The sequence below is a fragment of the Ensifer sp. M14 genome (genome assembly GCF_003355565.1).
GTDB lineage: Bacteria > Pseudomonadota > Alphaproteobacteria > Rhizobiales > Rhizobiaceae > Ensifer.
In genome coordinates this window covers 3,761,242-3,779,628 of the sequence record NZ_QJNR01000004.1, presented here as the reverse complement: position 1 = coordinate 3,779,628, position 18,387 = coordinate 3,761,242, and the positions used below count along the sequence as shown (strand labels likewise).

Sequence of the window (18,387 nt, the reverse complement as noted above, 5' to 3'; positions counted from 1 at the left end):
ATGTTATAGGAACAGAGCGGGCGAGGCGATTATCAATCGCCCGTCCGTTTCAAATTATGCTGATGTGACAAGGACATCAAGAAAATGTTACTTCCGTCGAATAGCTAAAATGCCATCATGCCGGCGCATTCAACACGAAGGCCGCAGAAGCGGATTCGAATGACCGGGAGATCACGATGAAGATACGCGCTCTTTTGCTTGCCGCCGCCCTCGCTGGGCTTGGCGTTACAGCCGTGACTGCGGCTGACGAACCGCAGGCGGTTCGTCAGGCTCTGATGAAGAAGGTTGGTCAGGCTGCTGGTGCGCTCGGTGGCATTGCCAAGGGCGAAAAGCCTTATGACGCCGAGATCGTCAAGGCATCGCTGACGACCATCTCCGAGACGGTCAAGATGTTCCCGGACCATTTCCCCGCCGGCTCCGAAACCGGTATGGAGACGGAAGCAAGCCCGAAGATCTGGGAAAACATGGATGATTTCAAAGCCAAGGCTGCCAAGCTTGGTTCTGATACCGACGCCGTGCTCGCCCAGCTTCCCGCTGACCAGGCCGGCGTCGGCGCTGCGATGGGCATACTCGGCAAGGACTGCGGCAGCTGTCATGAGATCTATCGGCTGAAGAAGAACTGACAATAGGTCTTCAGAGAGAACTGATGATGATGCGCCGGCTTTCGCCGGCGCATTGACGCTGTTGTCGTGACGTCCGGGACGTCACACCGGTCGCGGTTTGCCGCGCTATATGGAGTGTGAGCGAAGCTCACGGATGAGGGTTTTGCAGTTGAAAAGGCAGCTTGATGGGCCGACGAATTAGAAAGCTTGTCTCGGGCATCGTGTTTCTGGGCCTTGTCGGCGGTGCTGCGTTCTGGTGGTTGACGAAACCTGCACCCTGGCCAGCGGATCATTGGGAAGCTTTGGGCGAACCGGATCTGACCAATGGCGAGCAGATCTTCTGGGCTGGCGGCTGCGTCAGCTGTCATGCGAAACCGGGCAGTGAGGGCGATGCGAGGCTCGTTCTTGCCGGTGGCGCGCCGCTGAAGAGCCCGTTTGGCACTTTTCACGCGCCCAATATCTCGCCAGATGAAACGGCCGGGATTGGCTCATGGACGCTTGCCGAATTCGGCAATGCGATGACGCGCGGTGTCGGGAGAAACGGTGAACACCTTTATCCGTCGTTCCCCTACGCCTCTTATGCGCGGATGACGCCGAAGGACATCAATGATCTCTGGGGCTACATGAAGACGCTGCCCAAGGCGAGCGATGTCGCGCCTGGCCATGAGTTGCCGTTCCCCTACAATATGCGGCTGGCGCTCGGCGGCTGGAAGCTGCTGTTCCTCACCGACACGCCGCGCGTCGCCATCAATGGCGCCGATCTGAAGCTGGCGCGAGGCCAGTATCTGGTCGAAGGGCCGGGCCATTGCGGCGAGTGCCATACACCGCGAAACGCGCTTGGTGGCCTGGAGCCGGCACAGTGGCTGGCGGGCGCGCCGAACCCGGAAGGCGAGGGACGCATTCCCAACATTACGCCGGGTTCGAAGAGCATTGGCGGATGGAGCGCTTCCGACATCGCCTCCTATCTTGAAACCGGCTTCACGCCGGAATTCGATTCCGTCGGCGGCACCATGGTCGAAGTCCAGAAGAACATGGCGAAGCTGACCGCCGCCGATCGTGAGGCGATTGCCGCCTACCTCAAGGCCGTTCCTGCCCTTTGAAGGGCAGGACGACCCGCTTGATTCCAATCGACCGGCACGCTCTAACTCCTCTTCAAAAGAGGAGGAGACTTATCATGCGTACCCATGAGACCTTGCCCTACGACCAGTGGATCGAGCGCAGCCCGCAGGAGATGGCAGCGCGGGCGGCGCAGTTCTACGAGGATGTCAACCGTCGTCGCACCACGCGCTATTTCAGTGAGCGGCCGGTGCCGCGCGCCGTGATCGAGACCTGTCTTCTTGCTACCGGAACCGCTCCGAGCGGTGCGAACCACCAGCCCTGGCATTTCACGGTCATCGAAAGCCCTGACATCAAGGCGAAGGTGCGCGAGGCGGCCGAAGAGGAGGAGCGCGTCTTCTATCAGCAGAAGGCGCCACAGGAATGGCTCGATGCGCTGGCGCCGCTTGGCACCGATGAGGAAAAGCCGTTTTTGGAGACGGCACCCTATCTCATTGCCATCTTCTCGCAGAAGCGCGGCGGTCCCAATCCGGGCGACATGAAGAAGAACTATTACGTCAACGAAAGCGTCGGTATTGCCACCGGCATCCTGATCACCGCTTTGCACCATGCGGGGCTTGCGACCTTGACGCACACGCCGGCGCCGATGAATTTCCTCAATGAAATCTGCGGACGGCCCGACAGCGAAAAGCCGTTCCTGATCCTGGTGGTGGGTTACCCCGCCCCCGACGCGACCGTACCTGTCGCTGGCAAGGTGAAGAAGCCGCTCGAGCAGATTTCGACCTGGCTTTGAGGGCTAACGCATGTCGCGCAAAAGTGCGTAGCGGTTTTGCGATAACGACATGGGCAAAAACTGAGCTTAAAGCGCAAGCGAATCCTAGAGATCGGGACGCGCTTTAATTTACTCAAGCGGCCGTCGTGACGGCCGCATGTTCGCGGCCGTAGAGTGCCGCATAGCCGTCGAGTTCGGGCGAGCCGAGGCCGAGTGCGCGAAAGATCTCGACTGCGAAGGTGACGGGTGCGGTGCCGGCCGCCGTGACGACGCGGTCGCTGCCGCACGCCTGCGGCTGATCGCGATAATGGCCGTGGCCATGATAGCCACGCAGCGATGCAAGGCTGTCCGCACTGTTGCCCGCGTGATCCGTCGCGTCGAGAATTCCGCTCGAAGCCAATGCATCGACGCCGCCGCAGATTGCCGCAACCACCCGTTTCTCCCGATGAAACGACCGGATCGTCGTAGCGAGATCGGGGGCGTCGGCGGTACCCCAGATCGCGCCGCCGCAGATCACCAGGCCGTCGAAGCCTGCCGGGTCAAGTGCATCGATCGACAGATGCGCCGAGACGTCGAGGCCACCCATTGACGTCACCGGCGCGCCGTCCGGGGTGGCGACTTCGATGTCGACACCGAGGTGCGCGCGCGCCGTCGCCATCAACAGCGCGCATTCCCAATCCGCAAAACCTTCGTGAAGCACGATTGCAAGCCGCATCGTCTCGTCCTCAGCCAAGCTTCTGCATATAGCGCATGCCGGTCACCGGACGAGGTACGAAGCGCTCGGACTCGTAGAAATGGTGTGCCTTGAAATTGCCCGTCGCGGCGCTGACCGACAGGTAATCGCAACCGGCCATCTTCGCCTGCTCGCGAGCCTTGGCGACGAGGTGGCGGCCGATGCCGGTACCGCGATTGTCTGAGCGCACGAAGAGATGATGCAGTTCCATGCCGCGCGCGCCTTCCGCTGCCCGGTAGATGGGCACGAGGATGGCGTAGCCGATCAGCCGGTTGCCGGCTTCGGCGACAAGGGCCGTGATCCAGGGAGTGCGGCCGAAGAGGTCACGCTCGAGCTGCTCCGGTGTGATCGGTGCTGCATCGCCGTGATGAGCGGCAAGCTCGGCAATCATTTCGCGCAGTTCGGGAAGGTCGCGCTGCTTGGCGCAACGGATCGTCACCATCGGCGGGCGCGTCGACGGCAGCGGATGGAGAGAGGGGATGGCGGTCTGTAGCATTATCGGCTCCTCATGGTTCTCTTGCCATCAGGTGCCGTGAAAAACAAAAGCCGCCTGATGGCGGCCTTGTTGAATGTGATCAGCAGGCCGCTCCTATGGGAACAGCCAAAAATACGCGCGGCAGATGGGTGCGTTCTTGATCATGTGCGTAGATTGTCCGTTTCCACGCTTTTGTCAACGGGGATTTTTGCAGCTGGCTGGGGATAGGGGAGGGGTCTATGTTTGCAGTCGCCCCTCATCAGCTGTCTCGTGCCGGCGTTCAATGGTCGGTCCCGCACATCGAATGATCGGCCAGCGCACGGATGACATAGCAGTCGCCAATCGTGTGGTCGCCGTTACAGGCGACGATGCGCTCAAGTTCGCTTTCCAGCTTCTGCAGTTGCGCGATTTTTTCGCGCACGGTGACCAGATGTTCCTTGGCGATGCGGTCGGCTTCGCCGCAGGGGCGCTCCGGGTGCTGGCTCAATGCCAGCAGATCGCGGATCGATTCGATCGAAAGCCCCAGATCGCGCGCATGGCGGATGAAGGCGAGACGTTCGAGTTCTCGCTTCTCGTAGCGCCGCTGGTTGCCTTCCGAGCGTTCCGGCGCAGCAATCAGCCCCATCTGCTCGTAATAGCGGATTGTCGGAATTTTCACGCCGGTGCGGCGGGAGAGATCGCCGATCGAATACATGCCCATGCTCCAAACCTATAGCTTCTGGAGCATTAGATAATCACTTTCCGACGACCGTCAATGCGAGAGGCAGGAGGAAGGGCGCGATCGAGCCTTTCCCTTCATCGGCGCCAGCCGGCGGGCGAGGAAGGCAAGGTGGCACAACGACGCCACAATCACCGCCTAGCGATCTGCACAGCAATCGAATCGGCTCAATGGCGATCCGAATGTATATTTTGCAACAGTCAGTTAGGGTGTCGACTTTTATGCGCGGCGCTCGACGGAGGAACACGTGTCGCTGCTCATCAATCGCCGCCAATTGCTTGTCGGTTCCGCGCTCATCTACCCGGCCATCGCCTTCGGCTCACCCGTCATAGCCGCCTCTGCCGCCGGCAACGATGTCGATGCCCGGCTCGCCGAACTCGAAAAGCGCACCGGCGGCCGGCTCGGCGTTTCCGTCCTCGACATGGACACCAACATATCCTTCGGCTGCCGCGAGGATGAGCGTTTCGCCATGTGCTCGAGCTTCAAGACGCTCGCTGCCGGCTTCATTCTCGCCCGTGCGGATCAGGGCGCCGAAAAGCTCGATCGGCGTCTCGTCGTGGCGCAGAAAGACATCATCGCCCATTCGCCGATCACCGAAAAACACGTCGGCGGTGAGGGCATGACCATCGCAGATCTCTGCGCTTCGACGATGACGACGAGCGATAACGCGGCAGCGAACCTGTTGCTTGAAAGCTTCGGGGGGCCGCAGGCACTGACCGCCTGGTTGCGCACGATCGGCGATGACACCACGCGTCTTGATCGCAACGAACCGACGCTGAACGAGGCAAAAATAGGCGACCCGCGCGATACGACCACGCCGGCCGCGATGCTGGAAACGCTGGGCAATCTCGCCTTCGGCCCGGCGCTCACCGAACCGTCTCGCAAGCTTCTGATCGAATGGATGGTTGCCAACACCACCGGCGACCAGCGCATCCGCGCCGGCCTGCCGAAGGGATGGAAGGTGGGTGACAAGACCGGGACGAATTCCACGGGCTCCGCATCCGATATCGCCATCGTCTGGCCAGAGGGCCGGGGGCCGTTGCTGATCGCGGTCTACATCGCTGAGGCGACGGCGCCGCTTGCCGAGTTGAACACCGTCTTTGCCGATGTCGGCCGGATGGCGGCGGAAATGATCTAACCGGCTGTGACAAGCTCACCTTTGCTCGCGGCGTCTTCCGCCGCGCGCCGTTTCTTCAGCCGGATGACCTGATCTTCGGCGCCGATGACGCTCTTGCGGTGGGTGATGGCGATCACCGTCACCTGGCCGCAGACTTCGCGGATATGCGCCATGATATCGCGCTCGGTTGCCTCGTCGAGCGCCGAACTGGCTTCGTCCAGAAACAGGAATTCGGGTTCGTCGTAGAGTGCGCGGGCGATGGCGATGCGCTGGCGCTCGCCGCCCGAAAGCTTGAGTCCGCGTTCGCCGACCGATGTGTCGAAGCCCGCGGGCAAAGCCTCGATGAAATCGAGGATGGCGGCCTTGCGGGCGGCGGCGACAAGGCGGTCATGGTCCAGCGGCCGGCCGAGCGCAATGTTGGTGGCAAGGCTTTCGTTGAGCATCACGATGTCCTGCGGCACCACGCCGACCTTTGCGAACCAGTCGGCGCGCGAAATGTCAGCCAGGTCCTGGCCGTCCACATCGATCCGACCCTTGATGGGATCGATCGATTTCAGAACCAGCTTGAACGCCGTCGACTTGCCCGCACCGGTCGGGCCGACGAGATAGGTGATGCGTCCGCGTTCCGCCTGGAAGCTGAGGCCTTCGACGCCACGGCTCCCGCCATAAGAAAATCCGACGCCGTCGAACGTCAGCCGCCCTTCGCTTGGCGCAAACTTTGCGGATTGGCCCGCGTCAGCCTCATCTTCCGCATGCCACATGGCTGCAAACGGACCGAAACGCGCCTTGGATTCCATCAGCGTGCTGACGGCCCGTCCGATCATCTCGAAGGGCGAGTTCAGTTGAAGCAGCAGCATGTTGAAAAGAACGAGGTCTCCAGTCGAAAGCTCCCCCGTTTCGAGGCGTGGAACAAGAAGAAGGAAAGTGACGCCAAGCTGCAGCCCCAACGCGGCCGCGGACGCCGCGCCGCCGAGCGCTTCGGTGCCGAAGAATTTGCGCCATCCGTCACGCGAGATTGCTTCCTTTTCGACGAAGCGGGCGTTCATCCAGCGCTCGCTGCGGAAATGCCGCAACGTTTCCATCGCGTTGATGGCGTTGCCGGTAAATTTGGCGTTTTCCTGCGAGGCTTTCATTGCAGTTTCGATGTGGCGTGCGGCGATCTTCGAGGTGTAAAAGCGCAGGCAGATGAAGATGCAGCCATAAAACAGTGCCACCAGGATGAGCTCCTCGCTGATCGTCGCACCGAGCATTGCCAGCGTCACGCCAATTTGCAGCGCTCCAGGAACGAAACCACCCAGTAGCGTCGTCGAGATGTTGTTGAGCGCACGTTCGCCGCCAGTACCTGCCTGCTGGATCTGCGCGGGATTGTGCTCGACGAAGAAAGCGCCGGTCTTCGTCAGCAACCGATCGAAAAAGGCGGTCCGGACGATGAAGCCGAGCGCTTGGCCCTGGCTTGCAGCAAGATACATGACGCTGTTCTGCATCGCGGTCGAAAGCGCCATGACCAGAGCATAGAGCAGGAAGCCGCCGATGATGGAGACAGAAGGGTCACTCAGCCTGTCGATTTGTCTGGAAAAGAGATACGGACCGGCGACAAAGCTCAGCGAGGCCAGCACCGTGATCGCGACGAGCAGCAGGATTGAGAGCCACTCTGTCCGCCAGTAGCGAGCAAAAATAACCGCCATCGGTTCGCCCGCAAGGCGCCAATCGTCACGCATATCTCTGTTCTCCTGTGAATCGGCAGGGCGATATATGTCGCGTGCCGGGGGAGCCGATTCAAGGAAAAGTTGAAGATTGTAGGCAGGTTTATTTTAGGCTGCAGGGCTTCCGTCGGCGATATCGGATGCGCTATCATTGCGCTGCTGGTCGATGCCCATCGCTCGCTCGATCGCCTTGCGGATTTCCTCCTCGATCGCTTCGCGTTGCTCTGGATCCATGGCCTTGAGCTCGTCTTCGCTGATGCCGTGCGCTTCAAGGATCTGGGCGCGGATCTGCTCTGCGAAGCTCATCTTTGCACGTTTCAAAAACTCGTCGCCGACAGTGTCGCCGGAGGCCGTTTGTTCGCCGGTTCCGATCGAAGGCTTGGCTTCCTCTTCCCGGGTGGCGCTGATCCAGAAGGCGTTGGACAGCGAGGTCGAAGTGGACGCCGGTGCGATAGTCGGCGACAGCCGCGGTCGCACATCACTGCTGCCATTTTCTTCGAGTGGCGCGACCGGTCCCGATTGGGCGCGGCGCTGCGAGAAGTAGTAGTTCGAGATGCTGTTGTCGATTTTCATGGGAATCCCGCGGAATCTTTTGTCCGCAGGACGCTGCGTCCGGTGGCTTGCGCGGGGCTTGCCGATGCAACCCAATAGCGAGAATTAGGGATGCCTGCTCGCGTTTTAGGGCAGGGTATAGGCGATGACGTAATCCCCTGGCTTGGTGCCGACCGAACCATGGCCGCCGGCGACGATCAGCACATATTGCTTGTCGCCGACCGTGTAGCTCATCGGCGTCGACTGACCGCCCGCTGGAAGACGTGCTTCCCAGAGCTGCTTGCCCGTCGTCAGGTCATAGGCGCGCAGATAGTCGTCCACCGCCGCGCCGAGGAAGGCGACGCCGCCCTTGGTGATCATCGGACCGCCGATGCCGGGAACGCCGACCTTGAAGGGCAGCGGCAAGGGCGTCATGTCCTCGACGGTGCCGTTCTTGTGCTTGTAGGCGATCTTGCCGGTCCTGAGATCGGCACCGGCAACGTAACCCCATGGCGGCGCCTGGCAGGGGATGCCGAGCGGGCCGAGGAACGGCCCCATGAACACGCCATAGGGCGCGCCATCGTTGCGGTTGAGGCCCTGCTCCGATCCTTTTTCATCCTGGCCCTTCGGCGGGATCTGGTCGCGCGGAACGAGGCGCGATGTGAAGGCGAGGTAGGTCGGCATGCCAAACATCACCTGCCGTTCCGGATCGACCGCGACGGAGCCCCAGTTGAACGTGCCGAAATTGCCGGGATAGACGAGCGTGCCTTCCAGCGATGGCGGCGTATAGCGACCCTCGTATTTCAGCGAACGGAACGAGATGCGGCAGGCGAGCTGGTCGAACATCGTCACGCCCCACATGTTTCGCTCCTGCAGCGGCGCCGGCATGAAGGTGAGGCCGGAGACCGGCTGGGTCGGCGCGGTGAAATCTTCCGGGATCGCGCCCTTGGGTGCCACGACTTCCTCGATCGGAATGATCGGCTCGCCGCTCCTGCGATCGAGCACGTAGATGTCGCCCTGTTTCGTCGGTCCGACGAGAGCCGGCACGACCGTGCCGTCCTCCTTGGTGATGTCGAGCAGCGCCGGTTGCGCTGGCACGTCCATGTCCCAGAGATCGTGGTGCACGGTCTGGCGCACCCAGCGCACCGCGCCGGAATTGATGTCGAGCGCGACGATCGAGGAGGAGTATTTCTCCACGTGCTCGCTGCGCCCCATGCCGAGCTGGTCCGGCACCTGGTTGCCCATGGGGATGTAAACAAGGCCGAGACCCTCGTCGTGGCTGGACACCGACCAGCTGTTGGGCGAGTTGGTGCTGTAGGTCTGGCCCTCTGGCAGCGGCGTCGTCACATCAGGATTGCCGCTGTCCCAATTCCAGATGAGGTCGCCGGTGTTGATGTCGAAGGCACGGATGACGCCGGATTGCTCCTGGGTGGAATAGTTGTCGTTGACGGCGCCGCCGATGATCAGTTTGCCGGCGACGGCGACCGGCGGCGAGGTCGAGTAGTAGTAGCCGGCTGGATTGTACTTCATGCCCTTTTCGAGATGCAGCACGCCGTTGTCGGCAAAGCTGGTGCAGACGGCGCCGGTTGCCGCATCGAGCGCGATCAGCCGCGCATCGGAGGTCGGGAGATAGACCCGCTCGGCGCAGACGCTGCCGGCGGTCGCCGCCGGATCCGCCCAATAGGTGACGCCGCGGCAGGTCTGGTGCTGCCGATCCGGGTTCATGCCGGAGTTGCTGTCATACTTCCATTTCTCCTCGCCGGTCGCAGCGTCGAGCGCGATCGCCCAGTTGTGCGGCGTGCAGGCATAAAGGGTGTCCTTCACCTTGATCGGCGTCACCTGATAGGTGGTCTCGCCCACGTCCTCGGGGCGTTTGATGTCTCCTGTCTGATATTGCCAGGCGACCTTGAGGCTGGCGACATTGTCAGGGGTGATCTGGTCAAGCGGCGCATAGCGCTGGCCGAAGGGCGTGCGCCCGTATTGATGCCATTCGCCTGATGGTACGTCGCCGCCGAGCGGCGGGTCGGCGGCGACGACGTCGCTCGGCAGATCGCCGCGAATGTCGTGCGGGTCCTGGGTCATCGAATAGCCCGCAATGCCGATCGAAACGAGAACGGCCAAGGCCAGCGGCCAAACGCCGGCGGCATACCGTTCGCCCGTCGGGCTCTCGAAGCCGAGCGGGCGCCGGATCGCCGGCAGCATCAGCCACAGGCCGAGCAGCACGATAAGGCCGCCCCGGGGCCCGAGCTGCCACCAGTCGAACCCGACCTCCCAGACGGCCCAGGCGAGCGAACCGAGGATGACCAGGGCATAAAGCCAGATAGCGGCGGCCTTGCGCTTGAAGAGAAGAATGGCCGTCAGCAGGAAGCCGATCCCGGCGATGAGATAATAGGGACTGCCGCCAAGCATCAGGAGTTCGATTCCGCCGCCGCCGAGCGCAAGACCGATGAGGGCGAAGACGATGGCCGTCAGAATGAGCATGGTGGGAACTCCCGAATTGAAGAACGGCGCCGTTGCACGGCTTTTTCATTGAGGCGGCCCGGATGAATGGCCACGCGGGAAAAATCGGTTTCGGGGTCGGCGGTCGCGAGGGAGGCCGCGGCCGTCAGATCGGGCTTGGGCCAGTCTCGCGATGGCCCGCCCTCTAGCACCTAACGCGCCGGACTTGCCTTTCAATAGCCGCAATTTCGCAGCGCAAAAATTCAAGGTGGCCACAATGAAGTTGCGCGCCGGAGAGCGTCGCGGCCTGCGGGGACGGGTCGCCCCGGCAGGTACGCGACATGCCAAGGCCAGGCGCGCAAGCACGACGACTGTCAAGGAAGGTGAGTGTGAACCGCCTAGGCGAGCCGAAGGCGCAGCGGTTTGGTGTTTTCCCGGCGCAATATGCCCTTCGCCTCGAGATCGAGCTGGACGGCCTTCAGCCACCAGCCGGCTTTCTCGCCGCCTGGAAAAAGATCGTCGGGCAGCAACGGCAGCAGCTTCTGTTTTGCTTCGGCAACCGTGAGCGGCGTCTGCTCGCGGGATAGAGCGGTCAGCAGCGCATCCTTCATTGCATCATACTTGATCTTGTCGACACGGGTGACGTGTCCGGGCGAAACGATGTTCTGGATCTCGATCTTTTCACGTTCCGTGGCCATCAAGCGCTCCCTTCACATAGTCGATCCGAGGGGTCCGGAACGCCATTGCCGCCCAGGCACCCATCAGTTTCAGCATGAACTTACCGGAATGTCCGGCGTAGCTCGGCAGGCCGTCCGCGATGGTGACGCCCGCCTGGCGATCCCGTGTCATCACCCGCATCTGCACCGGTGGCCGGTCCCGCGGGTCGAGGCGCTGCCGGTAGAGCGTCAGCCAATGACCACCGGTAAACTCGAGAAACATCGGCGTATTGCAGCAGGTGGCGACAACGCGACGGGTTTTCGATGTTGGCGTCAGGCGATGCTCGCGAAGCTGATCGGCGCCAAGCGTGCAGTCTATCCGATCCTTGCGGAAGAGAACGAAATCCGTGGACCCATCGCTATTGAGCGCCGGTCCAGCACCGGGCAACGCCTCGAACAATTCGCCCGCTTTCCGGCAGCTTTCACAGTAACAGGCCGTTGTCACGATCGGCCTGCCGACAGCGCGCATCTGCACCTGCCCGCAATTGCATCGCGCATTCAAGGTCCGGCTTTCGCTCCTGCCCACCCGCAATCTCCGTCTTTGTGTCCAAATCAAACTGTACCGTCCAGTTTGATTTGTCAATGCGGCCGTGCTAATCGGCAGCTTGTGCTATCGCGTGCTTCTGTGAAAGGTCGTGGTTGAGAATGACGAACCCCGTCGAGACGCGAACGACAAGGAAGCGACAGGCCATCCTTGCTGCCGCCACCGAGCTTTTCCTGCAGCGCGGTTTCCTGGCGACGAACATGGACGAGGTGGCAGCGATGGCCGGCGTGTCGAAGCAGACCGTCTATGCCCATTTCGGAACCAAGGAAGCGCTGTTCCTCGATATCGTCACCGGCATGACAGGCGTGGCCGGCGATGAACTGCAGGAGCAGGTCGCTGATCCCGTCGGTGGACGCCCGATCGGGGATTTTCTCACAGATTTCGCCGAGCAGCAGCTGGCGATCGTCATGACGCCGCGGCTGATGCAACTGCGACGCCTGGTGATCGGCGAAGCCGAACGCTTTCCTGAGCTGGGCAAAAGACTGCACGCGAAAGGGCCGCGTCGTTCGATCGACAGACTGACCAAAGCCCTTGCCCACTACCGCGAGAGCGGCGATGTCGAGGCGGAGGACCTGCGTGCCGCCGCGTCCTACTTCAACTGGTTGGTGATGGGCGAGCCCGTCAACGACGCCATGCTGCTCGGCGACCAGGCAATTCCTGATGCCGCTGCGCTTCGATCGCACGCAAAGGAAAGCGTGCGGATATTCCTTGCGGCCTATGGCCGGAAGCCATAGCCAACGACCATGATCAGCAAGCGCTACGCGCTTGTCGAGTTGTCCTCACGTGCCACAAAAGGTCTGCTGCACTTCCTCTCCCGGCTGCGGCGGATCGGCATAGGCTGCAAAACGCGGCTGGTCTTTGTAGGGTTCTGACGTCACGTCGACGAGCGCTTCGAACAGGGAGAAGTCGGCATCCTCCGTCGCTGCAACAATCGCCTGTTCGATCCGGTGATTGCGCGGGATGTAGGCCGGGTTGACGGCCCTCATTGCCACGGTGCGCTCGTTCGCCGTCCCCGGTTCCTGTTCAAGACGCTTTCGCCAATCGGCGAGCCAGGACGTGATGCCGGACGGCTCGGTGAACAGGCCGGCAAGGGCCGTGTCGGCCGTGGGATCAGCGGCGCTGTCGCAGAGTTTTCGGAAGGTGAGGGTGAAATCGGCTTCACCCTGATGCGTCGTCGTCAGCAGTGCTTGGACAAGGTCGAGATCGCCTTCCTCTTCCCCCACAATCCCGATCTTGCGGCGCATGCCGTCGAGCCAATGGCGCTGGAAGATCGCGCCATATTCACCAAGCGCATCGTTGGCAAGGTCGACCGCGGTTGCCGCCGTCGGGTCGAACAGCGGAACCAGCGTCTCGGCGAGCCTGGTCAGGTTCCACTGGCCGATCGCCGGCTGGCTGGCATAGGCGTAGCGCCCGAACTGATCGATCGAGGAAAACACCTTCTTCGGATCATAGACATCCATGAAGGCGCAAGGGCCGAAGTCGATCGTCTCTCCCGAGATCGTCATGTTGTCGGTGTTCATCACGCCGTGGATGAAGCCGACATGCAGCCATCGGGCAATCAGCGCCGCCTGCCGTGCCACCACTGCCTTGAAGAAGGCGAGATAGGGGCGCTCGTCGTTCTTGATCTCCGGGTAGTGGCGCTCGATCGCATAGTCGGCCAGCGCCTGGACTGAAGCCATATCGCCGCGCGCCGCAAAAAACTGGAAGGTACCGACCCGGATATGGCTGGCAGCCACACGGGTAAAGACCGCACCGGGCAGGATCCGCTCGCGATAAACAGGTTGGCCGGTCACGACAGCGGCAAGCGCCCGGGTCGCCGGGATGCCGAGCGCGAACATCGCTTCACTGACGATGTATTCGCGCAGCACCGGGCCGAGCGCCGCCCGGCCGTCGCCGCGGCGCGAGAAAGGGGTCTGTCCCGGTCCCTTCAACTGGATATCGCGTCGTTGCCCGCTCCGGTCAATGACTTCGCCGAGAAGGATCGCGCGGCCGTCGCCCAACTGCGGCACGAAGGTGCCGAACTGATGGCCCGCATAGGCCATCGCAAGCGGCGCAGCGCCGGCAGGCACGCTGTTGCCGGCAAAGATCTGGGCACCGTCGCGCTCAAGGCTGGCGACGTCGAGGCCGAGGTCTTCGGCAAGTGATCGGTTGAGCTTGATCAGACAGGGCTCGGCAACCGGCGTCGGGTCGACGCGGGCGAAGAACTGCGGCGGCAGCAGTGCAAAGCTGTTGTCGAAACGGAAACCGTCGGTTCCTGGAGTCGTCGAAGGCGGCACGTAGTTCATGGTTCTGCGGTCAGCGGCTCCCGCCGGGACGTTCCGGCCACCGCCCTTTCGCGCCAAGTCTACACGAGCTGTCCTCGTTTCGCGAGGGTTGGCCAGCAAGGCGGCGCCCTCCCGCGAGAGGTCATTCGCGGGAGGGCCGGGAGGGCGAGTGCCGTCTTCGTCTCAGGCGCTCAGCGCCGTCGGCGAAAGGCAGGCCTCGCAAATTGCCGCGATATGGCGGTGGTCGGTGCCGCAGCAGCCGCCGAGAACGCGCAGTCGGGGCAAACGGTCAGCCAGCATCCGATAGCGCTGCCCGAGTTCAACAGGATCGCCGGCATCGAGCGTCTCGCTTTCGTCGAGTTCGCTGTGGCTTTTCGTCGAGGCATTGGCACGGATGCCGCCGATCCTGTGGACCCAGGCGCTGCCGGTATCGAGGCTCGCCTCGAAATGATCAGGATGGGCGCAGTTGATCATGTAGTATTGCGGAAACCGGCCGGTCGCCGCGTCGACGATCTCGATCGCATCTTTGAGAGCGCGGCCGTTCGGCAACCGCCCGTCTGTCTCAACCGTGAACGAGATGGCGCACGGCATGCCGTGGCTCTGCGCCGAGCGGGCGATGCCGATCGCCTCGTCGATATTGGTAATCGTGTAGGCTGAGATCATGTCGGCATCGCTGACGGCAAAGGCAGCGACCTGCGCGGCATGATAGTCCTCGGCCTCGTCAGGGCTCATCCGGCCCGCCCTGTAGCCGTCACCGCGCGGCCCGATCGCGCCGCTGAGCACGATCGGTGCCTGCGGCCGCTCGTATTCGGCGCGCAGTTCTGTCAGCAGATAGACGGCATCCTGGTTCAGTTCGGCGAGCGCTCCGGCATCATAGCCAAGCTTGGAGCCCCAGTCGGCACTCGCCCGCCACGTCGCCGTGTCGAGCACGAAGCCGGTGCCGTGGTGCTGCGCGATGTCGAGATAGCGCGTGTAGTAGTTCAGCAGTCGTCGTCGTCCCTCGGACGTCGACAAGAGGACGAAGGAGGCAAAGTGCGGAAGCGCGACGCCTTCGTGAAAAATCAGCGTCGTTTCCATGCCGCCGTCGCTGAGAAAGGTTCCACCCTTCATGAGCGGCAGGCTGCGTCGGTATTTGGCCATGTCGGTCTCCACCCGTTTTGGTCTCGTTGGATCCCGGCGGAGCGCTCCCATTCCCGCAAGGATGGTTAAATTTCTGCCTTTTTATCATCTTCTAAACTAGGCGACTTGCGGTATACTATTGCTAATATACATAAATATCTCAGTAAAATCATTGGGTTGCTGGTAGAGTTTTGCCGCGGCATTGCTCGCTGGTCGTGGGTTCGTTGGCGAAAACTGTACCGACGGTAGGGAAACGGCTAATGCGAAAGGGTGAGGAAACCCGTGCCAAGATCCTCGACGCAGCCGAAATCTCGGTGTTGGCGAAGGGCTTTGGCGCGACCTCGATCGATGAACTGATCGCTGAAACCGGCATCACCAAGAGTGGCTTCTTCTACCATTTTCGCGACAAGAACGAGCTGGCGAAAGCGCTGCTCGAACGCTACGTCGAGAACGACGAGAGGATTTACGACGAGATCTTCAGCCGGGCGCGCGAGCTTGCGGACGATCCGCTTCAGGCGTTTCTGCTCGGCCTCAAGCTGCTGTCGGAGCTTCTCTCCGATCTTCCAAACGGTCACCCAGGCTGCCTGGTCGCGGTGATCTGCAGCCACGAACGGGCCTTCGACCGCGATATCCAGGAGATCAACCGACAGGCGGCCCTGATGTGGCGTCGGCGCTTCGGCGCGATGTTCCGCGACATCATGCAGGTCTACCGGCCACGCGAGCCGCTGGATGTCGACCAGCTCGCCGACATGGTCTCGACGGTGATCGAGGGCGGCATAATCCTGTCAAAAGCGCTGAAGGAGCCGAAGAACCTGCCCGCTCAGCTGTTGGTCTTTCGCACCTTCATCCGGCTGCTGTTCCAGCCGGCAGCTTCCTGAGCATCAAGCCTCGTCAGCTTCCATCGCTTGCGCCAGTTCGGCGAGCTTGCGAACGGTGTTCAGGTTGCGCGCGGTGCCCAGTTTGAGCGCCGGCAGCTTCAGTTTCGAACGCCCGGAGCCATTTGGGTAGTGAACATAGATCTCGTGTCCTGCGACCCGCACCTCCTCGCCATCGGGCGCAACGAGCTTGTCGAGCGCGTCCGCCGGCGCTGCATTCGGCAGAAAGACCACATGCAGGAGGTTGGTCTTGGCATCGGGGAAGGGGGCATTCTCGGCAATTGCGTGCAACTGCCCGGCATTGCGGACCATCACGCCGGGCGCCTTGCCGAGTTTTTCGCCGAGAGCCGCACCCAGCTTTGCCGCCGCTTCCGGCGGCGGCAAGTCGGAACGGAACAGCACGTTTCCGCTCTGGATATAGGTTTTCACGTCACTGAAGCCGAGCGCTTCGCAGATTGCTCTGAGATCGGCCATCGCCAGCATGCCGGCCCCGCCGACATTGATGGCGCGAAGAAGGGCGACGTGAATGGGCATGGTGCTTACCCCTGGTCCACCATCTTGCCGGCGACCTTGATCGCAAAGGCATATTCGAAGGCGATCTCTTCCAGCCGCTGGAAGCGGCCGGAGGCGCCGCCGTGGCCGGCGTCCATGTTGGTCTTCATCAGGATCGGTGCGGTTCCGGTGGTCTTTTCGCGCAGGCGCGCCACCCATTTCGCCGGTTCCCAATAGGTCACGCGCGGATCGGTGAGCCCGCCGAGCGCCAGGATCGCCGGGTAGGGTTTCGCCTCGACATTGTCATAGGGCGAGTAACGGGCGATGATGTCGTAGAACTCGCGGCTGTCGATCGGGTTGCCCCATTCCGGCCATTCCGGCGGCGTCAGCGGCAGCGTGTCGTCGAGCATGGTGTTGAGCACGTCGACGAAGGGGACGGCGGCGATGACGCCGGTGAACTTTTCCGGCGCCATGTTGGCGATCGCGCCCATCAGCATGCCGCCGGCCGATCCGCCTTCAGCGACGATGTTCGCGTAGGAAGTGAACTTCTCCTGATTCAGATAGTCAGCGGCGGCGATGAAGTCCTTGAAGGTGTTGGTCTTCTTGGCCATCTTGCCGTCTTCATACCACGAGAAGCCCCGGTCCTTGCCGCCGCGGATATGGGCGATGGCATAGACGAAGCCACGGTCCGCGAGCGACAGGCAGTTGGTGTTGAATCCGGCCGGGATGGTGATGCCATAGGCGCCGTAGCCATAGAGCAGGCACGGTGCCGTGCCGTCGAGGGGCGTATCCTTGCGATAAAGCAGCGTGACCGGAACCTTGGTTCCATCCCAGGAGGGCGCAAAGACGCGGCGGGTGACGTAGTCGTCGGGATTGTGCCCCGATGGCACTTCCTGGGTCTTGAGCAGCGTGCGCTCGCGCGTCGCCATGTCGTAGTCGAAGAGCTGCGACGGCGTCGTCATCGAGGAATAGGAAAAGCGGATGACGTCGGTGTCGTATTCGGCAGCACCGGAAAGACCGAGCGAATAGGCCTCCTCGGCAAAGGCGATTGCATGCTCCTCGCCGGTCTTGCGGTCGCGGACGACGATTTCCGGCAGGCCTTCGCGGCGCTGCAGCCAGACGAGATGGCGGGCATAGGCCATGTGGCTGAGGATCAACGTGCCCGGCTTGTGGGCCACGAGCTCGCGCCAGTTCTCCTTGCCAGGAGCATTGACCGGCGCCTCCATGATCTTGAAATCCTTGGCGCCGTCGGCATTGGTCAGGATGTAGAAGACGTCACCGCCTTCGGTCATCTCGTATTCCAGGCCGATGACGCGCTCGGCGACCAGTTTCGGCTCGGCCGTCAGGTCCTTGGTCGAAAGCAACCGGTACTCGCTGGTCTCGTGATCGTGGATATCGATGTAGATGACGTCGTCCAGGAGCGAGCCGCCGACCGACATGAAGAAGCCCGGGTCCTTCTCCTCGTAGACCAGCCGGTCGTCTGCCTGCGGTGTGCCGACCACGTGGTGGAAGATCTTCGACGGGCGGTGGTTGTCGTCGAGCACGGTGTAGAAGAAGCTCTTGCCGTCAGGTGCCCAGGCGCCACCGCCGCCGGTGTTCTCGATCACGTCGGCAAGATCCTCGCCGGTTGCGAGATCGCGCACCTTCAGCGTGAAATACTCCGATCCCTTGTCGTCATAACCCCAAAGGCCGCGGCTGTGATCGCTCGAATGGTCGAGGCCGGCAAGACGGAAATAGGACTTGCCTTCCGCTTCCTTGTCGCCGTCGAGCAGCACCTGCCGGATCGTCTCGTCCTTGCTGTCGGCGTCGCGCGGAATGCGGAAGTAGCGCGGCTGCTCGCCGCCGGTCACATAGAGGCTGCCATAGGCAAACGGGCCGTCCTTGACCGGTATCGAGCTGTCGTCTTCCTTGATGCGGCCGCGCATCTCGGCAAACAGCGTCTTCTGCAGCGCCTTGGTGTCGTCCATCGCCGCGTTCATGTAGGCGTTCTCGGCCTCCAGATGCTTGCGGATTTCAGGGTCGAGGATCGAGGGATCCTTGAACATTGCCTGCCAGTTGTCGTCCCGCAGCCAGGCGTAGTCGTCGGTGCGGGTGATGCCGTGGCGCGTATCGGTCACCGGCTTCTTCGCGGCGACGGGAGCTTCGGGCAGGTTCTTGAAAACGGACAAGGCATGTCTCCGGGATTTATGCGGCGGGAGACAATGAGATAGAGAGCCCGGCTGCGACGATCA

18 protein-coding genes are annotated in these 18,387 nt (G+C 62.1%); 6 read left to right on the top strand and 12 right to left on the bottom strand.

Annotation, left to right across the window (positions count from 1 at the left end):
- The first annotated feature begins 176 nt into the window (after nt 1–176).
- The 3 genes from BLJAPNOD_RS18385 (at nt 177) to BLJAPNOD_RS18375 (ending at nt 2,451) form a co-directional block, all read left to right on the top strand.
- Nucleotides 177–623: a cytochrome c gene (locus BLJAPNOD_RS18385; RefSeq protein ID WP_115420724.1), complete on the top strand. Its 447-nt coding sequence runs from the start codon at nt 177–179 to the stop codon at nt 621–623.
- A gap of 164 nt (nt 624–787) precedes the next feature.
- Nucleotides 788–1,702, top strand: coding sequence for a cytochrome c (locus tag BLJAPNOD_RS18380; protein ID WP_115420723.1), 915 nt, complete (start codon nt 788–790; stop codon nt 1,700–1,702).
- Between the two features lie 74 nt (nt 1,703–1,776).
- Nucleotides 1,777–2,451: a nitroreductase family protein gene (locus BLJAPNOD_RS18375; protein WP_115420722.1), complete on the top strand. Its 675-nt coding sequence runs from the start codon at nt 1,777–1,779 to the stop codon at nt 2,449–2,451.
- A 112-nt stretch (nt 2,452–2,563) separates the two neighbouring features.
- Here BLJAPNOD_RS18375 and BLJAPNOD_RS18370 read toward each other — a convergent pair whose 3' ends face one another.
- From BLJAPNOD_RS18370 to BLJAPNOD_RS18360, 3 genes are all read right to left on the bottom strand, one after another.
- The gene (locus BLJAPNOD_RS18370; protein WP_115420721.1) at nt 2,564–3,145 is read right to left on the bottom strand and encodes a DJ-1/PfpI family protein; all 582 of its coding nucleotides are present in this window, start codon (nt 3,143–3,145) and stop codon (nt 2,564–2,566) included.
- A gap of 10 nt (nt 3,146–3,155) precedes the next feature.
- Nucleotides 3,156–3,659: a GNAT family N-acetyltransferase gene (locus BLJAPNOD_RS18365; protein ID WP_025426285.1), complete on the bottom strand. Its 504-nt coding sequence runs from the start codon at nt 3,657–3,659 to the stop codon at nt 3,156–3,158.
- A gap of 259 nt (nt 3,660–3,918) precedes the next feature.
- The gene (locus BLJAPNOD_RS18360; protein ID WP_077504078.1) at nt 3,919–4,332 is read right to left on the bottom strand and encodes a helix-turn-helix domain-containing protein; all 414 of its coding nucleotides are present in this window, start codon (nt 4,330–4,332) and stop codon (nt 3,919–3,921) included.
- Nucleotides 4,333–4,603: 271 nt separating this feature from the next.
- Here BLJAPNOD_RS18360 and bla point away from each other — a divergent pair, with 271 nt between their 5' ends.
- A complete protein-coding gene (bla, locus tag BLJAPNOD_RS18355; protein WP_115420720.1) occupies nt 4,604–5,494 on the top strand; it encodes a class A beta-lactamase in 891 nt (296 codons plus the stop codon).
- On the opposite strand, the gene BLJAPNOD_RS18350 is transcribed toward bla, so the two are convergent.
- The 5 genes from BLJAPNOD_RS18350 to BLJAPNOD_RS18330 all read right to left on the bottom strand — a co-directional run bounded on the left by BLJAPNOD_RS18350 (nt 5,491) and on the right by BLJAPNOD_RS18330 (nt 11,262).
- Nucleotides 5,491–7,191, bottom strand: coding sequence for an ABC transporter ATP-binding protein (locus tag BLJAPNOD_RS18350; RefSeq protein WP_199565962.1), 1,701 nt, complete (start codon nt 7,189–7,191; stop codon nt 5,491–5,493). The two genes, bla and BLJAPNOD_RS18350, sit on opposite strands and share 4 nt — an antisense overlap.
- A 93-nt stretch (nt 7,192–7,284) precedes the next feature.
- Nucleotides 7,285–7,749 carry a hypothetical protein gene (locus BLJAPNOD_RS18345; RefSeq protein ID WP_115420719.1) on the bottom strand — a complete coding sequence of 155 codons (465 nt, stop codon included), beginning with the start codon at nt 7,747–7,749 and terminating at the stop codon, nt 7,285–7,287.
- Between the two features lie 105 nt (nt 7,750–7,854).
- Entirely contained in the window at nt 7,855–10,188 is a 2,334-nt protein-coding gene (locus tag BLJAPNOD_RS18340) for a glucose/quinate/shikimate family membrane-bound PQQ-dependent dehydrogenase (protein ID WP_115420718.1), read from the bottom strand.
- Between the two features lie 356 nt (nt 10,189–10,544).
- Complete coding sequence (locus BLJAPNOD_RS18335; protein ID WP_077504073.1) at nt 10,545–10,844, bottom strand: hypothetical protein; 300 nt, start codon at nt 10,842–10,844, stop codon at nt 10,545–10,547.
- Nucleotides 10,828–11,262 (bottom strand): hypothetical protein, encoded by a 435-nt coding sequence (locus BLJAPNOD_RS18330; protein WP_244610963.1) that lies wholly within the window; start codon nt 11,260–11,262, stop codon nt 10,828–10,830. The genes BLJAPNOD_RS18335 and BLJAPNOD_RS18330 overlap by 17 nt, the downstream gene beginning before the upstream one ends.
- A 245-nt stretch (nt 11,263–11,507) precedes the next feature.
- Between BLJAPNOD_RS18330 and BLJAPNOD_RS18325 the strand changes: the two genes are divergently transcribed.
- A complete protein-coding gene (locus BLJAPNOD_RS18325) occupies nt 11,508–12,140 on the top strand; it encodes a TetR/AcrR family transcriptional regulator (protein ID WP_115420717.1) in 633 nt (210 codons plus the stop codon).
- A 45-nt stretch (nt 12,141–12,185) separates the two neighbouring features.
- Here BLJAPNOD_RS18325 and BLJAPNOD_RS18320 read toward each other — a convergent pair whose 3' ends face one another.
- Together BLJAPNOD_RS18320 and BLJAPNOD_RS18315 are read right to left on the bottom strand one after the other, a co-directional pair.
- Nucleotides 12,186–13,691 carry a YdiU family protein gene (locus BLJAPNOD_RS18320; RefSeq protein WP_115420716.1) on the bottom strand — a complete coding sequence of 502 codons (1,506 nt, stop codon included), beginning with the start codon at nt 13,689–13,691 and terminating at the stop codon, nt 12,186–12,188.
- Between the two features lie 162 nt (nt 13,692–13,853).
- Nucleotides 13,854–14,810: a homocysteine S-methyltransferase family protein gene (locus BLJAPNOD_RS18315; protein ID WP_199565960.1), complete on the bottom strand. Its 957-nt coding sequence runs from the start codon at nt 14,808–14,810 to the stop codon at nt 13,854–13,856.
- Between the two features lie 239 nt (nt 14,811–15,049).
- Between BLJAPNOD_RS18315 and BLJAPNOD_RS18310 the strand changes: the two genes are divergently transcribed.
- Nucleotides 15,050–15,667 (top strand): TetR/AcrR family transcriptional regulator, encoded by a 618-nt coding sequence (locus BLJAPNOD_RS18310; protein ID WP_077504068.1) that lies wholly within the window; start codon nt 15,050–15,052, stop codon nt 15,665–15,667.
- 3 nt (nt 15,668–15,670) lie between these two features.
- Here the strand turns inward: BLJAPNOD_RS18310 and BLJAPNOD_RS18305 are convergent, their stop codons facing one another.
- Both BLJAPNOD_RS18305 and BLJAPNOD_RS18300 read right to left on the bottom strand, forming a co-directional pair.
- Nucleotides 15,671–16,198, bottom strand: a complete 528-nt coding sequence (locus BLJAPNOD_RS18305) for a DUF1697 domain-containing protein (protein ID WP_115420714.1) — start codon at nt 16,196–16,198, stop codon at nt 15,671–15,673.
- A 5-nt stretch (nt 16,199–16,203) separates the two neighbouring features.
- Nucleotides 16,204–18,324, bottom strand: a complete 2,121-nt coding sequence (locus tag BLJAPNOD_RS18300; protein WP_115420713.1) for a S9 family peptidase — start codon at nt 18,322–18,324, stop codon at nt 16,204–16,206.
- Nucleotides 18,325–18,387 lie beyond the last annotated feature (63 nt).